The organism is Pararhizobium sp. IMCC3301 (assembly GCF_030758315.1).
Classification (GTDB): domain Bacteria; phylum Pseudomonadota; class Alphaproteobacteria; order Rhizobiales.
This window is the reverse complement of sequence record NZ_CP132336.1, coordinates 3080879-3096165: the sequence shown is the minus strand read 5'-3', so window position 1 is coordinate 3096165 and position 15287 is coordinate 3080879. Positions and strand designations below refer to the sequence as shown.

The following is a 15287-nucleotide window of genomic DNA, read 5'->3' as shown; positions in this document are numbered from 1 at the left end:
ATCTAGCTTTTGTGCAAAATGCGATCGATGTCGCTGCTGGCGTTGCCGACCAGCTTCAGCGCTGCCGCGCGGGCCTGATCCGGCTGGCGGGCAATGATGGCGCGGCAGAGATCCCCGTGCTCCTGGATGGCGCGCGGCCGGTGCGAACCCGTTGCGGCGATTTCAAACATCTGGCGCAGACCGATGCTGAACAATTGTCCGATCGGCCAGAAAAACTCGTTATGGGTGGCAAGATAGATCGAACGGTGGAAGGCAAGGTCGGCCTCGACCCAGGCCGCATCGTCATCGCCGGCGTCGACCATGGCCTGGAAATCGGCCTCAAGACCGATGTGATCTTCCGCCGTCGCCGCCTCAGCTGCAATCGTCGCCGCTTCAGGTTCGGTGGCCCGGCGCAACTGAAACATCTTGCTCAGATAACTGTCGACATCCGACACCTCGATGCGCCAGCGCAGCACATCCGGGTCAAGGTGGTTCCACAGTGTCTCGTCTCGGACAAGGGTACCGCGTTTGGGCCGCGGATCGACGAGCCCCTTGGCAGCAAGACCGCGCACAGCTTCACGCATCGCCGTGCGGCTCACACCCAGCATCTCGCAGAGCTGGAGTTCGGCCGGCAACGCCTCACCGGGGGCAAGATCACCGCGCACGAGCGCCAGACCAAGCCGGTCATGGACGCGCATATGAGGGTTGAGATTGGCGATACGCAGCCCCGAGGAGGAAGCCGGTTTTGTGACTGCTTTGTCGATCTTATGCATCCTCTTTACATGCTGGGGTGTTCATCATCTATCCCAAGTCGGCGTTTGTGTCACGACGAAGCGCCGCAATTTGCAGGTCGATTCCTGTCTGATCTGAGCCAGCTGATACCCCTGCCAAAATTGCGCTTGACAATAATTGTCTTATTGTATGAGATATTATTGTTAATTGCAATCCAAGGGAGGATGCCATGCTGAAGACCTTACTTCTGGCAGCTGCGGCTGCACTGTCTCTGAGCCCGGCGCTGGGACAGGACGTCACCACCATCAAATTCGGATTTTCGTCAGTCGCTGATCTGGAAAACGATAATGGCGCTGCGGCGCTGCTGTTCAAGAATTATGTCGAGAGCAAGAGCGACACTCTGGCCGTCGAAATTCAGGGCTCGTCCGGTCTGGGCAGCGATGCTGACGTGATCCAGGCGCTGCAACTCGGTGCCGGGGCTACCATGTATATTGGCGGCACCGCCACGTTCAACACCTTCATTGCCAAGATCGGTGTCCTCGACCTGCCCTTCTTGTGGAGCGACTATGCCCATGTCGGGCGCGCGCTGGATGGCGAGGTGGGCACAAGCCTGAAGGCCGATTTCGAGGCAGCGGGCTTCAAAACACTGGGTTATGGCTTCAGCTGGGGTTACCGCAATGTGGTGACCAAGGGCGTGGCGGTGACCGAGCCTGAAAACCTGGCCGGTCTGAAGCTGAGAACCATTCAATCACCGATCTATGTTGCGGCGATCAACGCCATGGGCGCAAATGCCACTCCGATGTCGTTCAATGAAGTTTACACCGCGTTGCAGACGGGTGTGCTTGACGGCTTCGAGCACGCCGCATCAATGGTCTATTCGGCCAAACTCTACGAGGTCTCGGACCATCTGGCACTGACCCGGCACTTGTTCGGGCCGACCGCAATGACGTATTCGCTGGCACAGTGGAACCAACTGACGCCGGAGCAGCAGAAAGTTGTGCAGGAGGGAGCTGATTTCGCTCTGACGATTGCCCGCGCGATGGCACCCGGCCGCGAGCAGGAAGCATTGCAGAAGCTGGAAGCGGTGGGTATGACCATCACCGAAGTGGACACTTCGGAGTTCAAGGCTGCGGCACAACCGCTGCAGGATGAATTGGCCGCAGGTATCGGTGCCGGAGATTTGCTGGCGGCGATTCGCGCTGCGCAATAGACTGCGACCGGCGGGCGGCTCGATATAGCCGTCCGCCCGGTTTGCGATGGAGCGCGCCATGAAACGTTTGATGGGCTGGATCGACCGCGTCGTCGAGACGGTGGTGATTGGACTGTTTGCGGCGATGATCGCAGTCGGCACAGCCCAGGTCTTCAACCGCTATTTCCTCAATATGTCGTTGAGCTGGAGCGAAGAATTCCAGCGCTATGGACAGATCTGGCTGGTGTTTCTTGCGATCCCTATCGCCTATCGCCGCGGGATGCATATGGGGATTGAAGGATTGCGCTCCTATCTGGGCGAGTCCGGGCGGCTTTGGTTCGCCCGGTTTATCGATAGTCTGTGGCTCGTCCTGGGCGGATTTATTGCAGCTGGTACATCCCAGTTTCTGGGCGTGCTCAGTACCCAGCGCAGTGCCGGTCTGAACCTGCCGATGAACTGGGTCTATATGGGCGTGCTGATCGGGGCGCTCTACATGATCCTGATTGGTGTCAGGCGGCTGGCGGCCTCGTTCGCAGATGATGCCGCCATCAATTCTGCAAGCGAAGGCTGAAGCCGATGCTGCTCATCATCTTTGTCATCCTTTTGATCATGATCTTCGCCGGATTGCCAATCATACTGGCCATGGGCCTGGTCGGACTTGCCGGCTTTTTGACGACGCCGCAACTGGTGCTGCCGCTGTTCCCGCAGAAAATGTTCACGACGCTGGATTCCTTCAGCCTGCTGGCGCTGCCCTACTTTATTCTTGCCGGTGAATTGATGGCAAAGGGTGGCATCAGCCGAAAACTGGTGGATTTCGCGACGATTGTCGTCGGGCATCTGCGCGGCAGTCTGGCCCACGCCAATATTGTCGCCTCGATGGCTTTTGCCGGGATTTCCGGCTCCTCGACCGCGGACACGTCGGCCATCGGCGGTGTGCTGATCCCGGCGATGAAGGAGCAGGGCTACAAGCCGGGTTATGCCGCCGCAATCACCGCCACATCATCGACCATCGGGGCAATCATTCCGCCCTCGATGACCATCATCGTCTATGGCGCGCTGGCGAATGTGTCGATCGGGGGCCTGTTTCTTGGTGGCATTATCCCCGGCTTTCTGGTCGGGGCTGCGCTGATGAGCGTGGTTTATGTGCAGTCGCGCAACGCGGTGAAATATCCCGAAATGCAGGGCCGTGGTCGATTTCATCTCAAGGCCGCGCTGCGCTCGCTGGTTGCGGTCTGGTCGGCTTTACTGGCGCCATTGATCATCGTTGGTGGCATTCTCGGCGGCATCTTCACTGCCACTGAGGCGGGGGTTGTCGCCTGTGTCTATTCGTTTCTGGTCTCGGTGGTGTTCTACCGGACCATCAAGCTGAGCGATCTGCCGCAAATCCTGCTTTCAGCCGCGCTGACGACGGCGATGGTGGCTGGCATTATCGGCATTGCCGGGAGTTTTGGCTGGTTGCTGGCCTATCTGAATTTCAACCGGATGTTACTGACCTCGATCATGTCGTTGACAAGCGAGCCGCTGCTGGTGTTCGCCATGCTGGTGTTCGCCATGCTGATCCTGACGATGTTCATCGATTCCATGGCGGTGCTGATCATCGCAGTGCCGATTGCCGTATTCATCGGCCAGAGCCTGGGCATCGACCAGTTCCAGCTCGGCATCGCGCTGGTGATGGCAACGCAGATTGGCTCAACCAGCCCGCCAGTGGCGGTGCTGCTGTTTGTCGCGACGTCAATCGCGCAGTGCCGATATGCCGATACCATCCGATATGTCTGGCCTTTTATCTTCGCCGAAATCGCGATATTGGCGCTGGTGATGCTGTTCCCCCCCATTGCCGCCGCGATCCCGCAATGGGTATTCGGCTAGCAGCGGATTTTCAACCCCGGCATGGTGCCGGCAAAAGCAGGACAATTTTCATGTATGACATCGACGGCAAATCCGCCCTCATCACCGGAGGCACCCGCGGCATCGGCCTCGGCATCGCCCGCGCCGTACTCGCGCGCGGCGGCAAGGTTGTGCTCAACGGCCGGGAAAACACAGCAGACGCTGATGCGCTGGTCGAGGAATACGGCGCTGGCCGGGTTGCGATAGAACTGGCGGATGTCTCGGTACCCGAGCAGGCCGCCGATCTGGTCGGGCGCGCTGCGTCGCGCTTCAACCGCATTGACATGCTGGTCCACGCCGCTGGCGGTCCGGCACCTGGCACGGCTCTTGATCTGTCCACCGAAAGCTGGATGCAGGCCTTCGCCATCCACGTCCATGCGGTGTTTCACCTGTTCCGGCAGGCGCATCCCTTTCTGGCGAAACAAGGCGGTGCCGTTCTGCTGGTGTCCTCGGTTGCCGGTCTGCGCGGCTGCCCCGGTACGGTGGCCTACCAGACGGTCAAGGGCGCGCTGCTGCCGATGGCCAGAGCCCTGGCCTTTGACCATGCGCATGAAGACATCCGCGTCAACGTCATCGCTCCGGGGATCATTCGCACCCGCTTTCACGATGCCATGACCGACACCGCCAAGGCCCACAATTTGCAAAACCGAATTCCGCTTCGGCGCGAGGGCACAATCGAAGACGTCGCAACCGCAGCGCTTGAACTGATGTGCAACCCCTTCATTACCGGGGAACTGATGACCGTTGATGGCGGCATGTCGATGCGCATCACCGGATAGAGTGAAAACCCGTTAAAGGGTTTGCCAGGGCGGCCATCCTGTTGCAGATGGAACCTGTTCAGATCGTTGCATGAATACATTGCTCCATGAAACGATCTGGACATCACAGCCAATGCTCAGCTGACTGTCAGATTGCTCCATCCGCCATCAAGCAGTTCAGCGCTCATATGCAGGTCTTCCTCTTTGAAGCGGCATACGGATTTGATGAAATCGACGATGTATTTGGGATGGTGACCGGCAGGAATGGCTTTTCCATTGGCATAATGGCGGTCAAAAAACGCTTCAAATATATCACTGTCAAACGGCACTTCGGCGGCGGCGGCGACATCGCGGAAAATGACCCGGAAATCATCTTCTGACGGGGTCGGAATCTGGATTTTGTAGTATAACCGCCTCAGGGCCCCCGGATCGGCCAGTTCGTCCGGTGGTATGTTGGTCGAAAAAATTGCCAACTGGTCGAACGGCACTGAAAACTTCTTGCCGGTATGAAGGGTCAGAAAATCATAGCGCCGTTCCAGCGGAACAATCCAGCGGTTCAGCACCGCCTGGGGATCCGTGCGCTGCCGGCCGAAATCGTCGATGACAAACACGCCGCCAATGGCTTTCAGATGAATGGGAGCCTCGTAGAAGCGCGATACCGCATTATATGACAGATCCAGCATGTCGAGGGTCAGTTCACCCCCGGTCAGCACAAAGGGCCGTTTGCACCGGCGCCAGCGCTGGTCAAATGTCGGTTTCGAAACCAGTCTTGACTCTTCTTCTTCATCCGGTGTGTGCAAGGTCGGGTCAAACAGATTGATAATCTGGCCACCGACCTCAAAACAATGCGGAATGAAAATCCGGTCACTGAAAGAATTTCCAATGGCTTCGGCAATACTGGTCTTGCCATTGCCCGGCTTGCCGTAAAGCAGAACGGATTTGGCGGAATTGACTGCAGGGCCGAGCAGCGTGACGATATCATCCGGCAGGATGAGGTGGGACAATTGCTTTTTCAAAGCATCCCGTGTGACATGATCATCGGCAATCGTCTGCTGACGGATCTGCGCAATCCAAGCTTCGAGGCTGACCGGTGCCGGGCCGACATATTGTGACTGGGCATTGGCCCGTGCCGCAAAATGAATGCCATCGCCGCCAAGTGAATATCTGACCTCCGAACGCATGTCGTGACCGGCCAGTCCCTTGGATTCGACAAATTGAAGGCGCTGCAAATCTTTCAGAAGCGACAGCACGATGCCGGTGGGAAGGCGCATTTCGCGGGCGATCTGCGAGGGTGCCAGAGTGCCGTGAACCTGGAGGGTCTTCGCCACAAGTTTCATCAGCAGATCGCGACTGACTCCGGTGTCTTCAACCGTCGATGGCACTGGCGGTTCAGTGATGGCCATTATATTCCCCTTGCAAGATTTTGTCGCGTCGAGGTTGTAACGCCATAAATCTTAACACTCCCTAAGCTTTCGATTTAGGGAGTGTTAAGGACTTCGGTCCATGATGAATGCGTAAGAGGTGAATCTTGTATCTTGTACCCTCGCAATCTGTAGACCCGTGGGATTTTCCCACCCGTTCCCGTATGGAACGCGTCTTAGAAAATGGTACAAGTCATGGTCGCAAAACTTCTCATTACTGTTTCAATCGTCAGCCTGCTCAGTGGCTGCGCATCGGTGAGCCGGCAGCTCTCCTCATTCGGCGACAGCGCAGAATCTGTCGATGATCTCGCTTATGTCTCCTACTACGCGACCGATCAGTTGATCAAAGAGGGCAAGGTGCAATTCCGCGAACGTAATTTCGGAAAATCCTATTCCCTGTTCAAGAAAGCGGCAACGGTCTATCCCAATGATCCGATGGCGTGGCTCGGCTACGCAGCGTCAGCCGATCATCTGGCGCGGTTTGACAATGCAGACCTGGCCTATAAACGGCTATCCTCGATGATACCGGATCGCCCCGCATATCTCAACAATGTCGGATATTCCTATCTGCTTCGCGGGAACCTCGTCCAGGCGCGGCGCTATTTCCTGCGGGCCTACGAAATCGATCCGGCGAATGAAACCACCGCCAACAATCTGGAACTGTTGCGCGGCAGCACAACGACAATCCAGCGCGGGTGATGCGGCACAGATTCTGACTGCTTCACGGGTTGATCGAGACCTTGAAGCGGTCTGAACCGCCTCCACAAAGTTTTTTTGGGCGGCAAGCCAGACAATTGTTATTTGTAGTTAACAGACAGTAACGCAAATAATGCCATTACCATTATGACGCCATAGGGCACTTTCCCGGTTTTTCTGATTTCATCAAGACGCATGCCCGGCCATGTGTTGCCGAGGCCGTAAGGCAGAGGCAGACGCAGCAACAGCGTCGCCAGCAGAGCAAATCCGATAAGAAATATCGCATAGGCCATCAGGTTGTTCCAGCCGATAAACAGGCCTACCGGAAACATCAGCTTAGCGTCTCCCGCACCTAAGAGCTTGAATTGCCACAATAAAAACCCTGTCAGAAACAGCAGTGCGCCGGCCCCCAGAGCGCCTGGCCACGAGACAGGAAGCAGCATCGCACCGGGGCCACTGGCGGCTGTTAAAGCATACAGCACGAACAGGACAATCAGCCCTATGACGGTGTGATTATGGATCTTCCAGGAGACGAAATCCGTCACCGCTGCATAGATGAAACACAGGCCCGCTGCTGCCAGAAAAAGGGCTGCCAGAACGCTCATCATGAGATGTGTAAAATTTTAAATATGTGCAACATAACTATTATACTTCTGTGTGGCTATTGTTACGCCAATGGACATTTTCATCCTTCCAAAATGGCATATCCAAAATCTTATGTCTTTGGAAATATCCGGTTGTTAGGGTCCAGTTATGGTGGGTTTTGTCGAAGGAGTTCGAGCTGCAAAAAGGCATTCCGGTTCCGGCTTTTCGACGTCTTTGATGTCGCAGAGCCACATGGCAGGAAAGCCTCAGAACAGTTTCGGCACAACCAACCGCCCTGATGTTTGGGTGCAATGTATATAAAGGTGTAACATGAAAAGTATTCTGAAAAATTTCCGCGTTTTCGCAGCCGAAGAAGACGGCGTCGCTCTGACCGAATATCTGATCCTGCTGGGTCTGCTGGTTGGCGGCGTGATTGCAACGGTCGGGCTTGCAGGTGAAAGTCTGGATGGTGCCTGGAGTTCATGGTCAACTTTCTGGGGTGGTCTGCCAGGACCTGGCGGCGGCGGTGACACCGGCGGCGATACTGGCGGCACAGGCGGCACAGGCGGCACAGGCGGCACAGGCTAGAGATCGGTCACTGATAAATACATTCGCGACGACGCCATCGTCATTACGACAGCATCGTCGCGAATTTTCACCAGATAAGGCAGCCGGTTGCGACCGGCCGCCAAATGGAAGGACATTATGAACAGATCTTCATTGGTAAGCCTGCTGATTGCCTTTGTTCTGGCAATTGTCGCAGTTGTTGGTGTGCAATCCTATTTGCGCAGCCAGCAGGCCGCTTTACTGGCGGTAAAAGAGATTGATGTCGTTCCCAAAAATACCATTGTCGTGGCGGCCCAGCCGCTGCGATTTGGCAAGATTATTGAACCCGGTGGCCTTCGTCTGATCGACTGGCCTTCCGAAGTGGTTCCCACTGGCGCGTTCCGCACAATCGCCGATGTCATCGGTGAAACCGGAGAGCCGCGCTACGTCATGTCATCCGTTGAAACCGGCGAGCCATTGCTCAGCAGCAAGATCACCGGTCCCGGACAGAGAGCTACCTTGTCGGCAGTCTTGTCTCAGGGCATGAAAGCCGTTTCAATCCGTGTCAATGATGTGTTCGGTGTTGCCGGATTTGTCCTTCCCGGCGATCGGGTGGATATCATGCTGACACGCAATTTTGACAATGCGTCCTCAGCCGACGGAAAAGCATTCACTGATGTTCTGATGCAGGGCGTCAAGGTGCTTGCAATTGATCAACTGGCAGATGACCGGGCGGATAACCCCGCTGTTGTAAAGACAGTCACTTTTGAAGTCTCCACGCCTGAAGCGCAGAAGCTCACCCTGGCGCAATCCATCGGCACACTGTCTCTGGCACTTCGCAATGTGGCCTCGTCAGCCGTTGAAACCGTTACGCAGGTGAATATCGGCGATCTGAGCGGCGAGGCCAGCAAAGAATTGATTGCGACCCAGACAATACAAGCAAAGCCGGTCAGGAAACGCGCACCTATGGCGAAGGTGGTGGTTTACCGCGATGCGGAGCGAACTGAATATAACGTCATCAACGAGGTTAAGTGATTATTAACCAATAAAGTGCGATTTGTTTAACAGGACGTAAAGGGATTCGGAGCTGTTAAACAAATGCCGTTGTTGGACAAAAAGCTGAATGTGGGCAGCCTTCGCAGAAGCTTTTTGGCTTTTACGCTGGGTCTGGCGTTGGTCAGTGCAGGACTGCCCACCCCCTCGGCGGCGCAGGAAATGCGTATTACCCTGAATAATGGCACGCCCACACACGCCACCATTCGTCCGGGCACTTCCACCACCGTTATCACAAACAGAAGCTTTTCAGATCTGGTGATCGGCAACCCCGCTGTTGCCGACGCTATTCCCCTGTCGAATTTCTCTTTCTATATTCAGGGCATAAACACCGGGTTCACCAACGTTTCGATCTATGATGACAACAAAAACCTCATGGGTGTGGTGGATGTCAGAGTAGAACGCAGTTCCGACGATATCCGCAGAGCTGTCAGAGCTGTCGTGCCCTATGCCGATATCAGTGTCACCAACCAGGGCGACCGGATTCAACTTTCCGGGATCGTCGCCAATGGTGCTGATCAGTCGCGCGCGCTGAAAGCTGCACAACAGTTCTCCGAAAAACCAATCATCAATGCTTTGAGCATATCAGACGTCCAGCAGGTATCTCTGGAAGTGCGTGTGCTGGAAGCAAAACGCTCCGTCGGCCGTGATCTTGGGATCAAGGTCCGTGGCAGCACCAAAAATTCGGTGTTCGGTTCAGGAGGCGGGGTGTCAGTCAATGCTGACGGGTCCGGCGGTGTGGCAACCTATCTTGAAAATGCGACGGCAGGCTCAAACCGACTGCTCTCGGGAAATACCCCGTTCGGCACCCTGGTAGCCAATGTGCTGGAGAGCGCCGGGGTTCGTATCGATGTGATCATCGATGCGCTGGAGCAGAAAGGCCTCGCCCGGCGTCTGGCACAGCCTAACATCACCACAATCAGCGGAGAACCCGCCAGATTTCATGCAGGTGGCGAGGTTCCGGTTCCCTCAGGCTCCAGCGACGGCGGGGTTTCCTACACCTACCGGCCCTATGGCGTTGTGCTTCAGTTTATCCCTACGGTGCTGGAAGATTCAAAGATCAACATCCGCGTGATGACAGAAGTCAGCGAGTTGGACCGGACCTTGCAGGTCAACGGGTTCCCCGCTTTCACCTCTCGCAAGGCCGAAGCAGTGATGGAATTGCGCAGCGGCCAGAGTTTTGCCATGGCCGGTCTGCTGCAGGTCGTCAATGAGCGGGAAATCGAACAACTCCCCTGGCTTGGAAACCTCCCGATCCTTGGTGCCCTGTTCCGCTCCACAAGTTACCAGAAACAGGAAACCGACCTTGTCATCGTAGTGACACCGCGTCTGGTGCGGCCCTCTTCTCCCGATGAGCAACTTTATTCGCCGCTCGACCAGACGCGTCCGTCCAACGATCCGGAAATGTTTCTGCTCGGTCTGATGGAAGTCGACAAGGATATGCTCCGGCGTTTCAAATCCGGCGAAGGCGTTATCGGCCCGTATGGCCACCGTCTTGACCTTGAATTCGGGGATTCCTATGCCGTCAAGAAATAGAGCCAGATCCGGATTGGCGCTCATCAGTCTGCTGGTTCTGGCTGGGTGCGCCGACTACATGAACAATCGCGACAGCATCACCCTGGGTGCCGGTAATGCGAATGAGGCCAATATGGGTATTCATACGGTCAAACCGTTTCCTGCCAATGCGCATGATACACGGATCAATGTGGAGGCTGAAAAGACCGAACAGGCGCGACAGCGCTATCTGATCCCATGTGATCCCGATGTTGTGCCGTGCGGCACAGCTGGTGAGGGTTCAGTAACCACGTCTCAATAATTCTGTTTGATCGCCGCAAAAAAAACGCTGCGCTTTGTTGGAAATTAATCATAACGACACGGCCAGCCTGTATTCTCGGGAAACCGGCCAGCACAGAGGCGGGATCAGGAAATGATACGAGATGATAACAGGAGCCAAGCACTGTAAACATAGCCCGACGGGCACCCTCTCCCGGCTGGCCCGCGAGCAGGAAGGCTATGCGCTTGCGATGACGCTGGTGGCCTTGCCGCTGGTACTTGCAGTGTCGGCATTTGTCATCGACGGCTCCCGTGTCGCAAACCTTCATACCGATATTCAGAATGCAGTTGATGCGATGGCTCTGGCCGGAGCCCGTGAACTGGATGGCGGCGATGATGCCATCGCCCGTTCTCAGGCGGCAATTGCCGCCATGAATGGCAATCAGGCCTGGTTCGGCGACAATGGCACAGCGCTTGGAATGGGCACCAAAGTCAATCTCACTTTCAGCAGTGGCGACGGTGCAAGCGATGTATCGGTCTCCTTCCTCGGTGCCATTCCCGCGTCCGATGATACGGCTATCGGCGCGGGTGCTTGCGTAGCCGGGCCGGGCAATACCGCTGATTGTCTGGTCAAGGGCAGTTCTGCCGCAGAGCAGTCCGCCAATGCACTGTTTGTGCGCGTAGTGGCAACGCCCCGTGCAATCCGGACGATTTTTCCGCTTCCTGGACTTGGCAATGATACATTGTCCGTTTCGGCAGAAGCTGTCGCCACCTATTCGGCTGTGATCTGCGACATCACACCGCTTTTCATCTGCAATCCGTTCGAGAATTTTCAGGGAAACCCAATAGGCAATGATTTAAGCTTCAACAAGAATTTTGCCCAGGGAAACATGTATGGAAGGCAGATCAATCTGAGTTATGGCAAAAACGGCCAGGTGGGGCCCGGTAATTTCGGTTTTCTGAGAACCCTCGGCAATGGTGCAAGTGCCCTGGCTGAGGCCCTGGCCACAAGTTCCGCCACCTGCTACCGCAAGAAAGGCCTCGATACCAAGCCGGGTGCGAATGTCGGCCCGGTTACAACCGGTCTGAACACACGATTCGGCATTTATCCCAACGGACAGAGTTTTCCCTCGTCCGAACAGGCCTACGCACCGGATGTTAATGTCCGTAAAGGCCAGTCGCAAGGCAGCGGCAACAATGGCAAAAAAAGTGGCGCACAATGCACCAATTACGATCCTGAACAGAACAGCACGACCTTTGGCGCATTGCCGTTTCCGGAAGGAGATGCGGAAGTTGATATTGGCGGCGCTACAATGTCGGCCTCCAGCGATTGGGACATAGAGACCTATTGGGACATTACGCACGGCAATTATTCAGAACCGCCTGAGGTCTCCGGTTATACGCCTCCGGCGCTGCCGGTCACAATTCCGAAAAGTTTCCCGAACTTGCCCGGCTCAACGACGCCGTCGCGCTATGACGTCTACAATTATGAAATTGACAACAATCTGGTGAATGATGCGGGACCCAACGGGGAAACCGGTGCGCCGCAATGTCAGGCGCCGTCAGTGACACCCCAAAGAGACCGACGGACACTCGTCGCCGCCGTCGTCGAATGCAATGCGCTGCAAGGCGAATTGCAGGGCTCCGCGACCAATATTCCGGCTTCGGGTTTTGCACGGATGTTTCTCACCCGACCTGCAGTCGCATCAGGAAATGACCGGACAATTGCAATGGAGGTCATCGATATCGCTGGTGATGATGGTTTGGGTTCGATGGATGACTTCTTCCGCGAAGAAGCCGAGTTGGTGCGATGAAAGCGGTGATTTCACCAATGCTTTGTTCTTTCAAACGCCTGCGCCGAGAGCGCGATGGCGCCGCCATGACTGAAGCCATACTGGCTGTCCCGATCCTCATCATCCTGGCTTTCGGGATGCTGGAATTCGGCTCACTGTTCTGGCAGCGCGAACAGATCGAAACCGGTCTGCGTGATGCCGCCAGATATATGGCGCGCTGCCGCCATGACACGGCGGCCTGCCAGACGACAGCGCGAAATCTGGCTTATTATGGTTCGGTCAGTGCGCAGTCCTCAGCGCGTGTGCCGCAGTGGGAGGCAGACGCCTCACCTATCACCTTCGCCGAGACGGTTGGCGCGACGCAGACTGTTGTCACCGCCACGACGGTACACCAACTGATCAACTCGCCGGTGTTTGGATTTCTCGGTATCGACGAGATCACCATCACCGCGTGGCATGATCAAAGGGTGATCGGATGGTGAAGTTTCCGCTATTCCGGAAGTTCTGGAAACAGCAGCACGGCAGCGCGCTGACTGAGGGTCTGCTGGTCTTTCCAATCATGGTTCTGGCCGTCAGCGCTACCGTGGAATTCGGATTTCTGCTGCACCAGTGGAATCAGGGTGCCAAGGCCATGCAGCTGGGCGTGCGCCAATTGATCGTTTCCGATCCTGTGACGCCGGATTTCGACACAGTATTCGCCTTCGATCCGGACTTGACCGGCAATCTAATCACTGCCAATGCCGGAATCAGCTCCAGCTGCGGTGCCGATACCGGGACTGCCTGCGATGCCACCCAGATGCAGCATATGCTCTCCGGAGGCGGCACATGGCGCGGACTGCAAGCTTATTTTCCCGGGCTCACGGCAGAAGAAATCCGCATTACTTATGAATTGAGTGGTCTGGGCTATCAGGGTCGGCCAGGGGGGCCTGTCGTCAGCGTGCGGATGGAACTGGCCCGTGATGCGATCAATCTGCCGATCAGCAGTGCAATGCTCAACTTGCTGGATATCAGTTTCCCACCCTTTGCAGTGACCGCGACATCTGAAGATCTGCAAAGCTGTCCCGGCGGATGTTCTTCCGGTGGATAAGGCAATGAAAGTTTGGTCATGAATTCAAGTTCCGGCACAATTGGAGGTTCGACCGTTCTGGTCTGCTCTGAAGATCCGCAGGCCAACAATATTATGGAAAGCGTGTTTTCATCACTGGTCTCTTATCAGCTGAAGAAATGCACTCGGAAAGAATTGGCAGACAGCGACGGGATTGATCCTGAAACACTGGATATCGCCATTCTGGATGTCGGCGACGGAACCATTCTGGATGACCCGGAATTTCTCAAAATCCGGAACAAACTCGGCCAATTGGCGATTATCTTCATCTCGGACGAATTGAGCCAGGAGAAAATACGCCAGCTCATCAAACTGGACGGTGCCGACTGGCTGACCAAGCCTCTGCAAAAGCGCGTACTGACCGACACCGTCAATGCCATCTCTCAGCGGCAAAAGCCCGGTGCCAACAAAGTTCATGCTGTCCTGTCATGCGGCGGCGGATCCGGTGGCAGCTGTGTTGCCATCATGCTGGCTTATTTTTTCAGCCGCCGCCGCAAACGCACCAAGCCCACTGCCGCCCTGTTCGATCTTGATTTTTCCAAAGCGGATATCGGCGCCTATCTGAATGTGGAAAATGCCTACAAACTGGAAAGTGTGATTGGCAAATCAGAGCGTGTCGATCTGGAATTCATAAATGTCATCAAGAAAATGCACGATTCCGGCTTCACGCTTTTTTCCTTTGAAAGCCCGCAACTGACCTATTCGGAAACCGGCGTTGAACTGGTTCTGCGGATGCTCGATCTGGTAAGTTACCAGCACGATCATACAGTCCTGGACCTGTCGTCCTATATGACACCATGGCAACCGACCATCATATCGGCTGTCGACACGGTGACCATCGTTTCGGGAACATCGCTGCCTTCCCTGCAAAGAGCCAAGCAGAAGTTCAAGGAGATCTCGACCTTGCGCAAAAGCGAAAAAGGCATCCACGTGGTCGCCAACCGGATGAAGCGGGGCTTGTTGGGTTCCCAATTCGGCAAGAAGGAACTGAGCAAGCTGTTTAATCCATCAATTCTGACAATCCTGCCGGACGAGCAAAATCTCATGCTGGAAGCGCTGAACCGGGGCATGTTGCCAATAGAAGTCAACAAACGCTCCATGTTTTGTTCACGACTGCACGATCTGTCAGAAATTATTGTCCAGGAGGTTCGATAATGTTGCGCGCGCCGATCCCTTTCTCAGCTTTTGCCACTTTTCTGGCCGGCCTGCTTGTGACTCTTGCGGTTGCGAGCATGGGCATGGGGCCGGCTCATGCGGGATCCTACAAGGTTCCCCGCACGCATGGACCGACAACCAAGACCCAGATGCAGATCAGTACCGGTGAAAAACCCGGCACGATCATCATTTCAAACACTGCCAAAACACTGGATGTGGTGATCGATAGCAAAACGGTGGCGCGCTATACAATCGGGATAGGACGCAAGGGGTTCACCTGGACCGGTACGGTTAAAATCGGCCGCAAAGCGGAATGGCCATCATGGACTCCGCCCGCTGATATGCGCGCCAGAGAACCAGGACTGCCGAAGACAGTTGCACCCGGACCGCATAATCCACTGGGCGCACGGGCGCTTTATCTTTTCCAGAACGGCCGTGACACGCTGTACCGCATTCATGGCACCAATGATACCGGCTCGGTCGGCGGGTTTGTCACTGCAGGGTGCTTCCGGCTGACAAATGCCGATGTGCTGGAATTGTATGCGAGCACCCCTACAGGCACCAAAGTGATTGTACGGAATTGATCGAATGACCGGCACAAATCCATATGACGCCAAA

17 protein-coding genes are annotated in these 15287 nt (G+C 55.7%); 14 read left to right on the top strand and 3 right to left on the bottom strand.

Annotated elements, in window-relative coordinates; genetic code table 11:
* Positions 1–2 precede the first annotated feature (2 nt).
* Positions 3–752, bottom strand: coding sequence for a FadR/GntR family transcriptional regulator (locus RAL88_RS14955; RefSeq protein ID WP_306264639.1), 750 nt, complete (start codon positions 750–752; stop codon positions 3–5).
* A 188-nt stretch (positions 753–940) separates the two neighbouring features.
* On the opposite strand from RAL88_RS14955, the gene RAL88_RS14950 reads away from it, so the two are divergent.
* Genes RAL88_RS14950 through RAL88_RS14935 form a run of 4 tightly spaced genes read left to right on the top strand, consistent with a single transcriptional unit; the run spans position 941 to position 4563 of the window.
* The gene (locus RAL88_RS14950) at positions 941–1921 is read left to right on the top strand and encodes a TRAP transporter substrate-binding protein (RefSeq protein ID WP_306264637.1); all 981 of its coding nucleotides are present in this window, start codon (positions 941–943) and stop codon (positions 1919–1921) included.
* A 58-nt stretch (positions 1922–1979) separates the two neighbouring features.
* The gene (locus tag RAL88_RS14945) at positions 1980–2471 is read left to right on the top strand and encodes a TRAP transporter small permease (RefSeq protein ID WP_306264636.1); all 492 of its coding nucleotides are present in this window, start codon (positions 1980–1982) and stop codon (positions 2469–2471) included.
* A 5-nt stretch (positions 2472–2476) separates the two neighbouring features.
* Positions 2477–3766 (top strand): TRAP transporter large permease, encoded by a 1290-nt coding sequence (locus tag RAL88_RS14940; protein WP_306264634.1) that lies wholly within the window; start codon positions 2477–2479, stop codon positions 3764–3766.
* A gap of 50 nt (positions 3767–3816) precedes the next feature.
* Positions 3817–4563, top strand: coding sequence for an SDR family NAD(P)-dependent oxidoreductase (locus RAL88_RS14935; RefSeq protein WP_306264632.1), 747 nt, complete (start codon positions 3817–3819; stop codon positions 4561–4563).
* Between the two features lie 116 nt (positions 4564–4679).
* On the opposite strand, the gene RAL88_RS14930 is transcribed toward RAL88_RS14935, so the two are convergent.
* Positions 4680–5945: an AAA family ATPase gene (locus RAL88_RS14930; protein ID WP_306264630.1), complete on the bottom strand. Its 1266-nt coding sequence runs from the start codon at positions 5943–5945 to the stop codon at positions 4680–4682.
* 213 nt (positions 5946–6158) lie between these two features.
* Here RAL88_RS14930 and RAL88_RS14925 point away from each other — a divergent pair, with 213 nt between their 5' ends.
* Complete coding sequence (locus RAL88_RS14925) at positions 6159–6662, top strand: tetratricopeptide repeat protein (protein WP_306264629.1); 504 nt, start codon at positions 6159–6161, stop codon at positions 6660–6662.
* Between the two features lie 98 nt (positions 6663–6760).
* Here RAL88_RS14925 and RAL88_RS14920 read toward each other — a convergent pair whose 3' ends face one another.
* Positions 6761–7264 (bottom strand): prepilin peptidase, encoded by a 504-nt coding sequence (locus RAL88_RS14920; protein ID WP_306264628.1) that lies wholly within the window; start codon positions 7262–7264, stop codon positions 6761–6763.
* Between the two features lie 310 nt (positions 7265–7574).
* On the opposite strand from RAL88_RS14920, the gene RAL88_RS14915 reads away from it, so the two are divergent.
* The 9 genes from RAL88_RS14915 to RAL88_RS14875 all read left to right on the top strand — a co-directional run bounded on the left by RAL88_RS14915 (position 7575) and on the right by RAL88_RS14875 (position 15253).
* Positions 7575–7832, top strand: a complete 258-nt coding sequence (locus tag RAL88_RS14915; protein WP_306264627.1) for a hypothetical protein — start codon at positions 7575–7577, stop codon at positions 7830–7832.
* A gap of 117 nt (positions 7833–7949) precedes the next feature.
* On the top strand, positions 7950–8825 hold the full coding sequence (gene cpaB / locus RAL88_RS14910; protein ID WP_306264626.1) for a Flp pilus assembly protein CpaB: 876 nt from the start codon (positions 7950–7952) through the stop codon (positions 8823–8825).
* Positions 8826–8888: 63 nt separating this feature from the next.
* Positions 8889–10379: a type II and III secretion system protein family protein gene (locus RAL88_RS14905; RefSeq protein ID WP_306264624.1), complete on the top strand. Its 1491-nt coding sequence runs from the start codon at positions 8889–8891 to the stop codon at positions 10377–10379.
* Complete coding sequence (locus RAL88_RS14900; RefSeq protein WP_306264623.1) at positions 10363–10659, top strand: hypothetical protein; 297 nt, start codon at positions 10363–10365, stop codon at positions 10657–10659. Before RAL88_RS14905 ends, RAL88_RS14900 begins: the two co-directional genes overlap by 17 nt.
* Before the next feature lie 121 nt (positions 10660–10780).
* Positions 10781–12430 (top strand): TadE/TadG family type IV pilus assembly protein, encoded by a 1650-nt coding sequence (locus RAL88_RS14895; protein ID WP_306264622.1) that lies wholly within the window; start codon positions 10781–10783, stop codon positions 12428–12430.
* A gap of 65 nt (positions 12431–12495) precedes the next feature.
* Positions 12496–12891: a TadE/TadG family type IV pilus assembly protein gene (locus RAL88_RS14890; protein WP_306264620.1), complete on the top strand. Its 396-nt coding sequence runs from the start codon at positions 12496–12498 to the stop codon at positions 12889–12891.
* Positions 12885–13496 carry a TadE/TadG family type IV pilus assembly protein gene (locus RAL88_RS14885; RefSeq protein ID WP_306264618.1) on the top strand — a complete coding sequence of 204 codons (612 nt, stop codon included), beginning with the start codon at positions 12885–12887 and terminating at the stop codon, positions 13494–13496. Before RAL88_RS14890 ends, RAL88_RS14885 begins: the two co-directional genes overlap by 7 nt.
* An 18-nt stretch (positions 13497–13514) precedes the next feature.
* The gene (locus RAL88_RS14880) at positions 13515–14669 is read left to right on the top strand and encodes a hypothetical protein (RefSeq protein WP_306264616.1); all 1155 of its coding nucleotides are present in this window, start codon (positions 13515–13517) and stop codon (positions 14667–14669) included.
* Complete coding sequence (locus RAL88_RS14875) at positions 14669–15253, top strand: L,D-transpeptidase (protein ID WP_306264614.1); 585 nt, start codon at positions 14669–14671, stop codon at positions 15251–15253. Before RAL88_RS14880 ends, RAL88_RS14875 begins: the two co-directional genes overlap by 1 nt.
* The last annotated feature ends 34 nt before the right edge of the window (positions 15254–15287 follow it).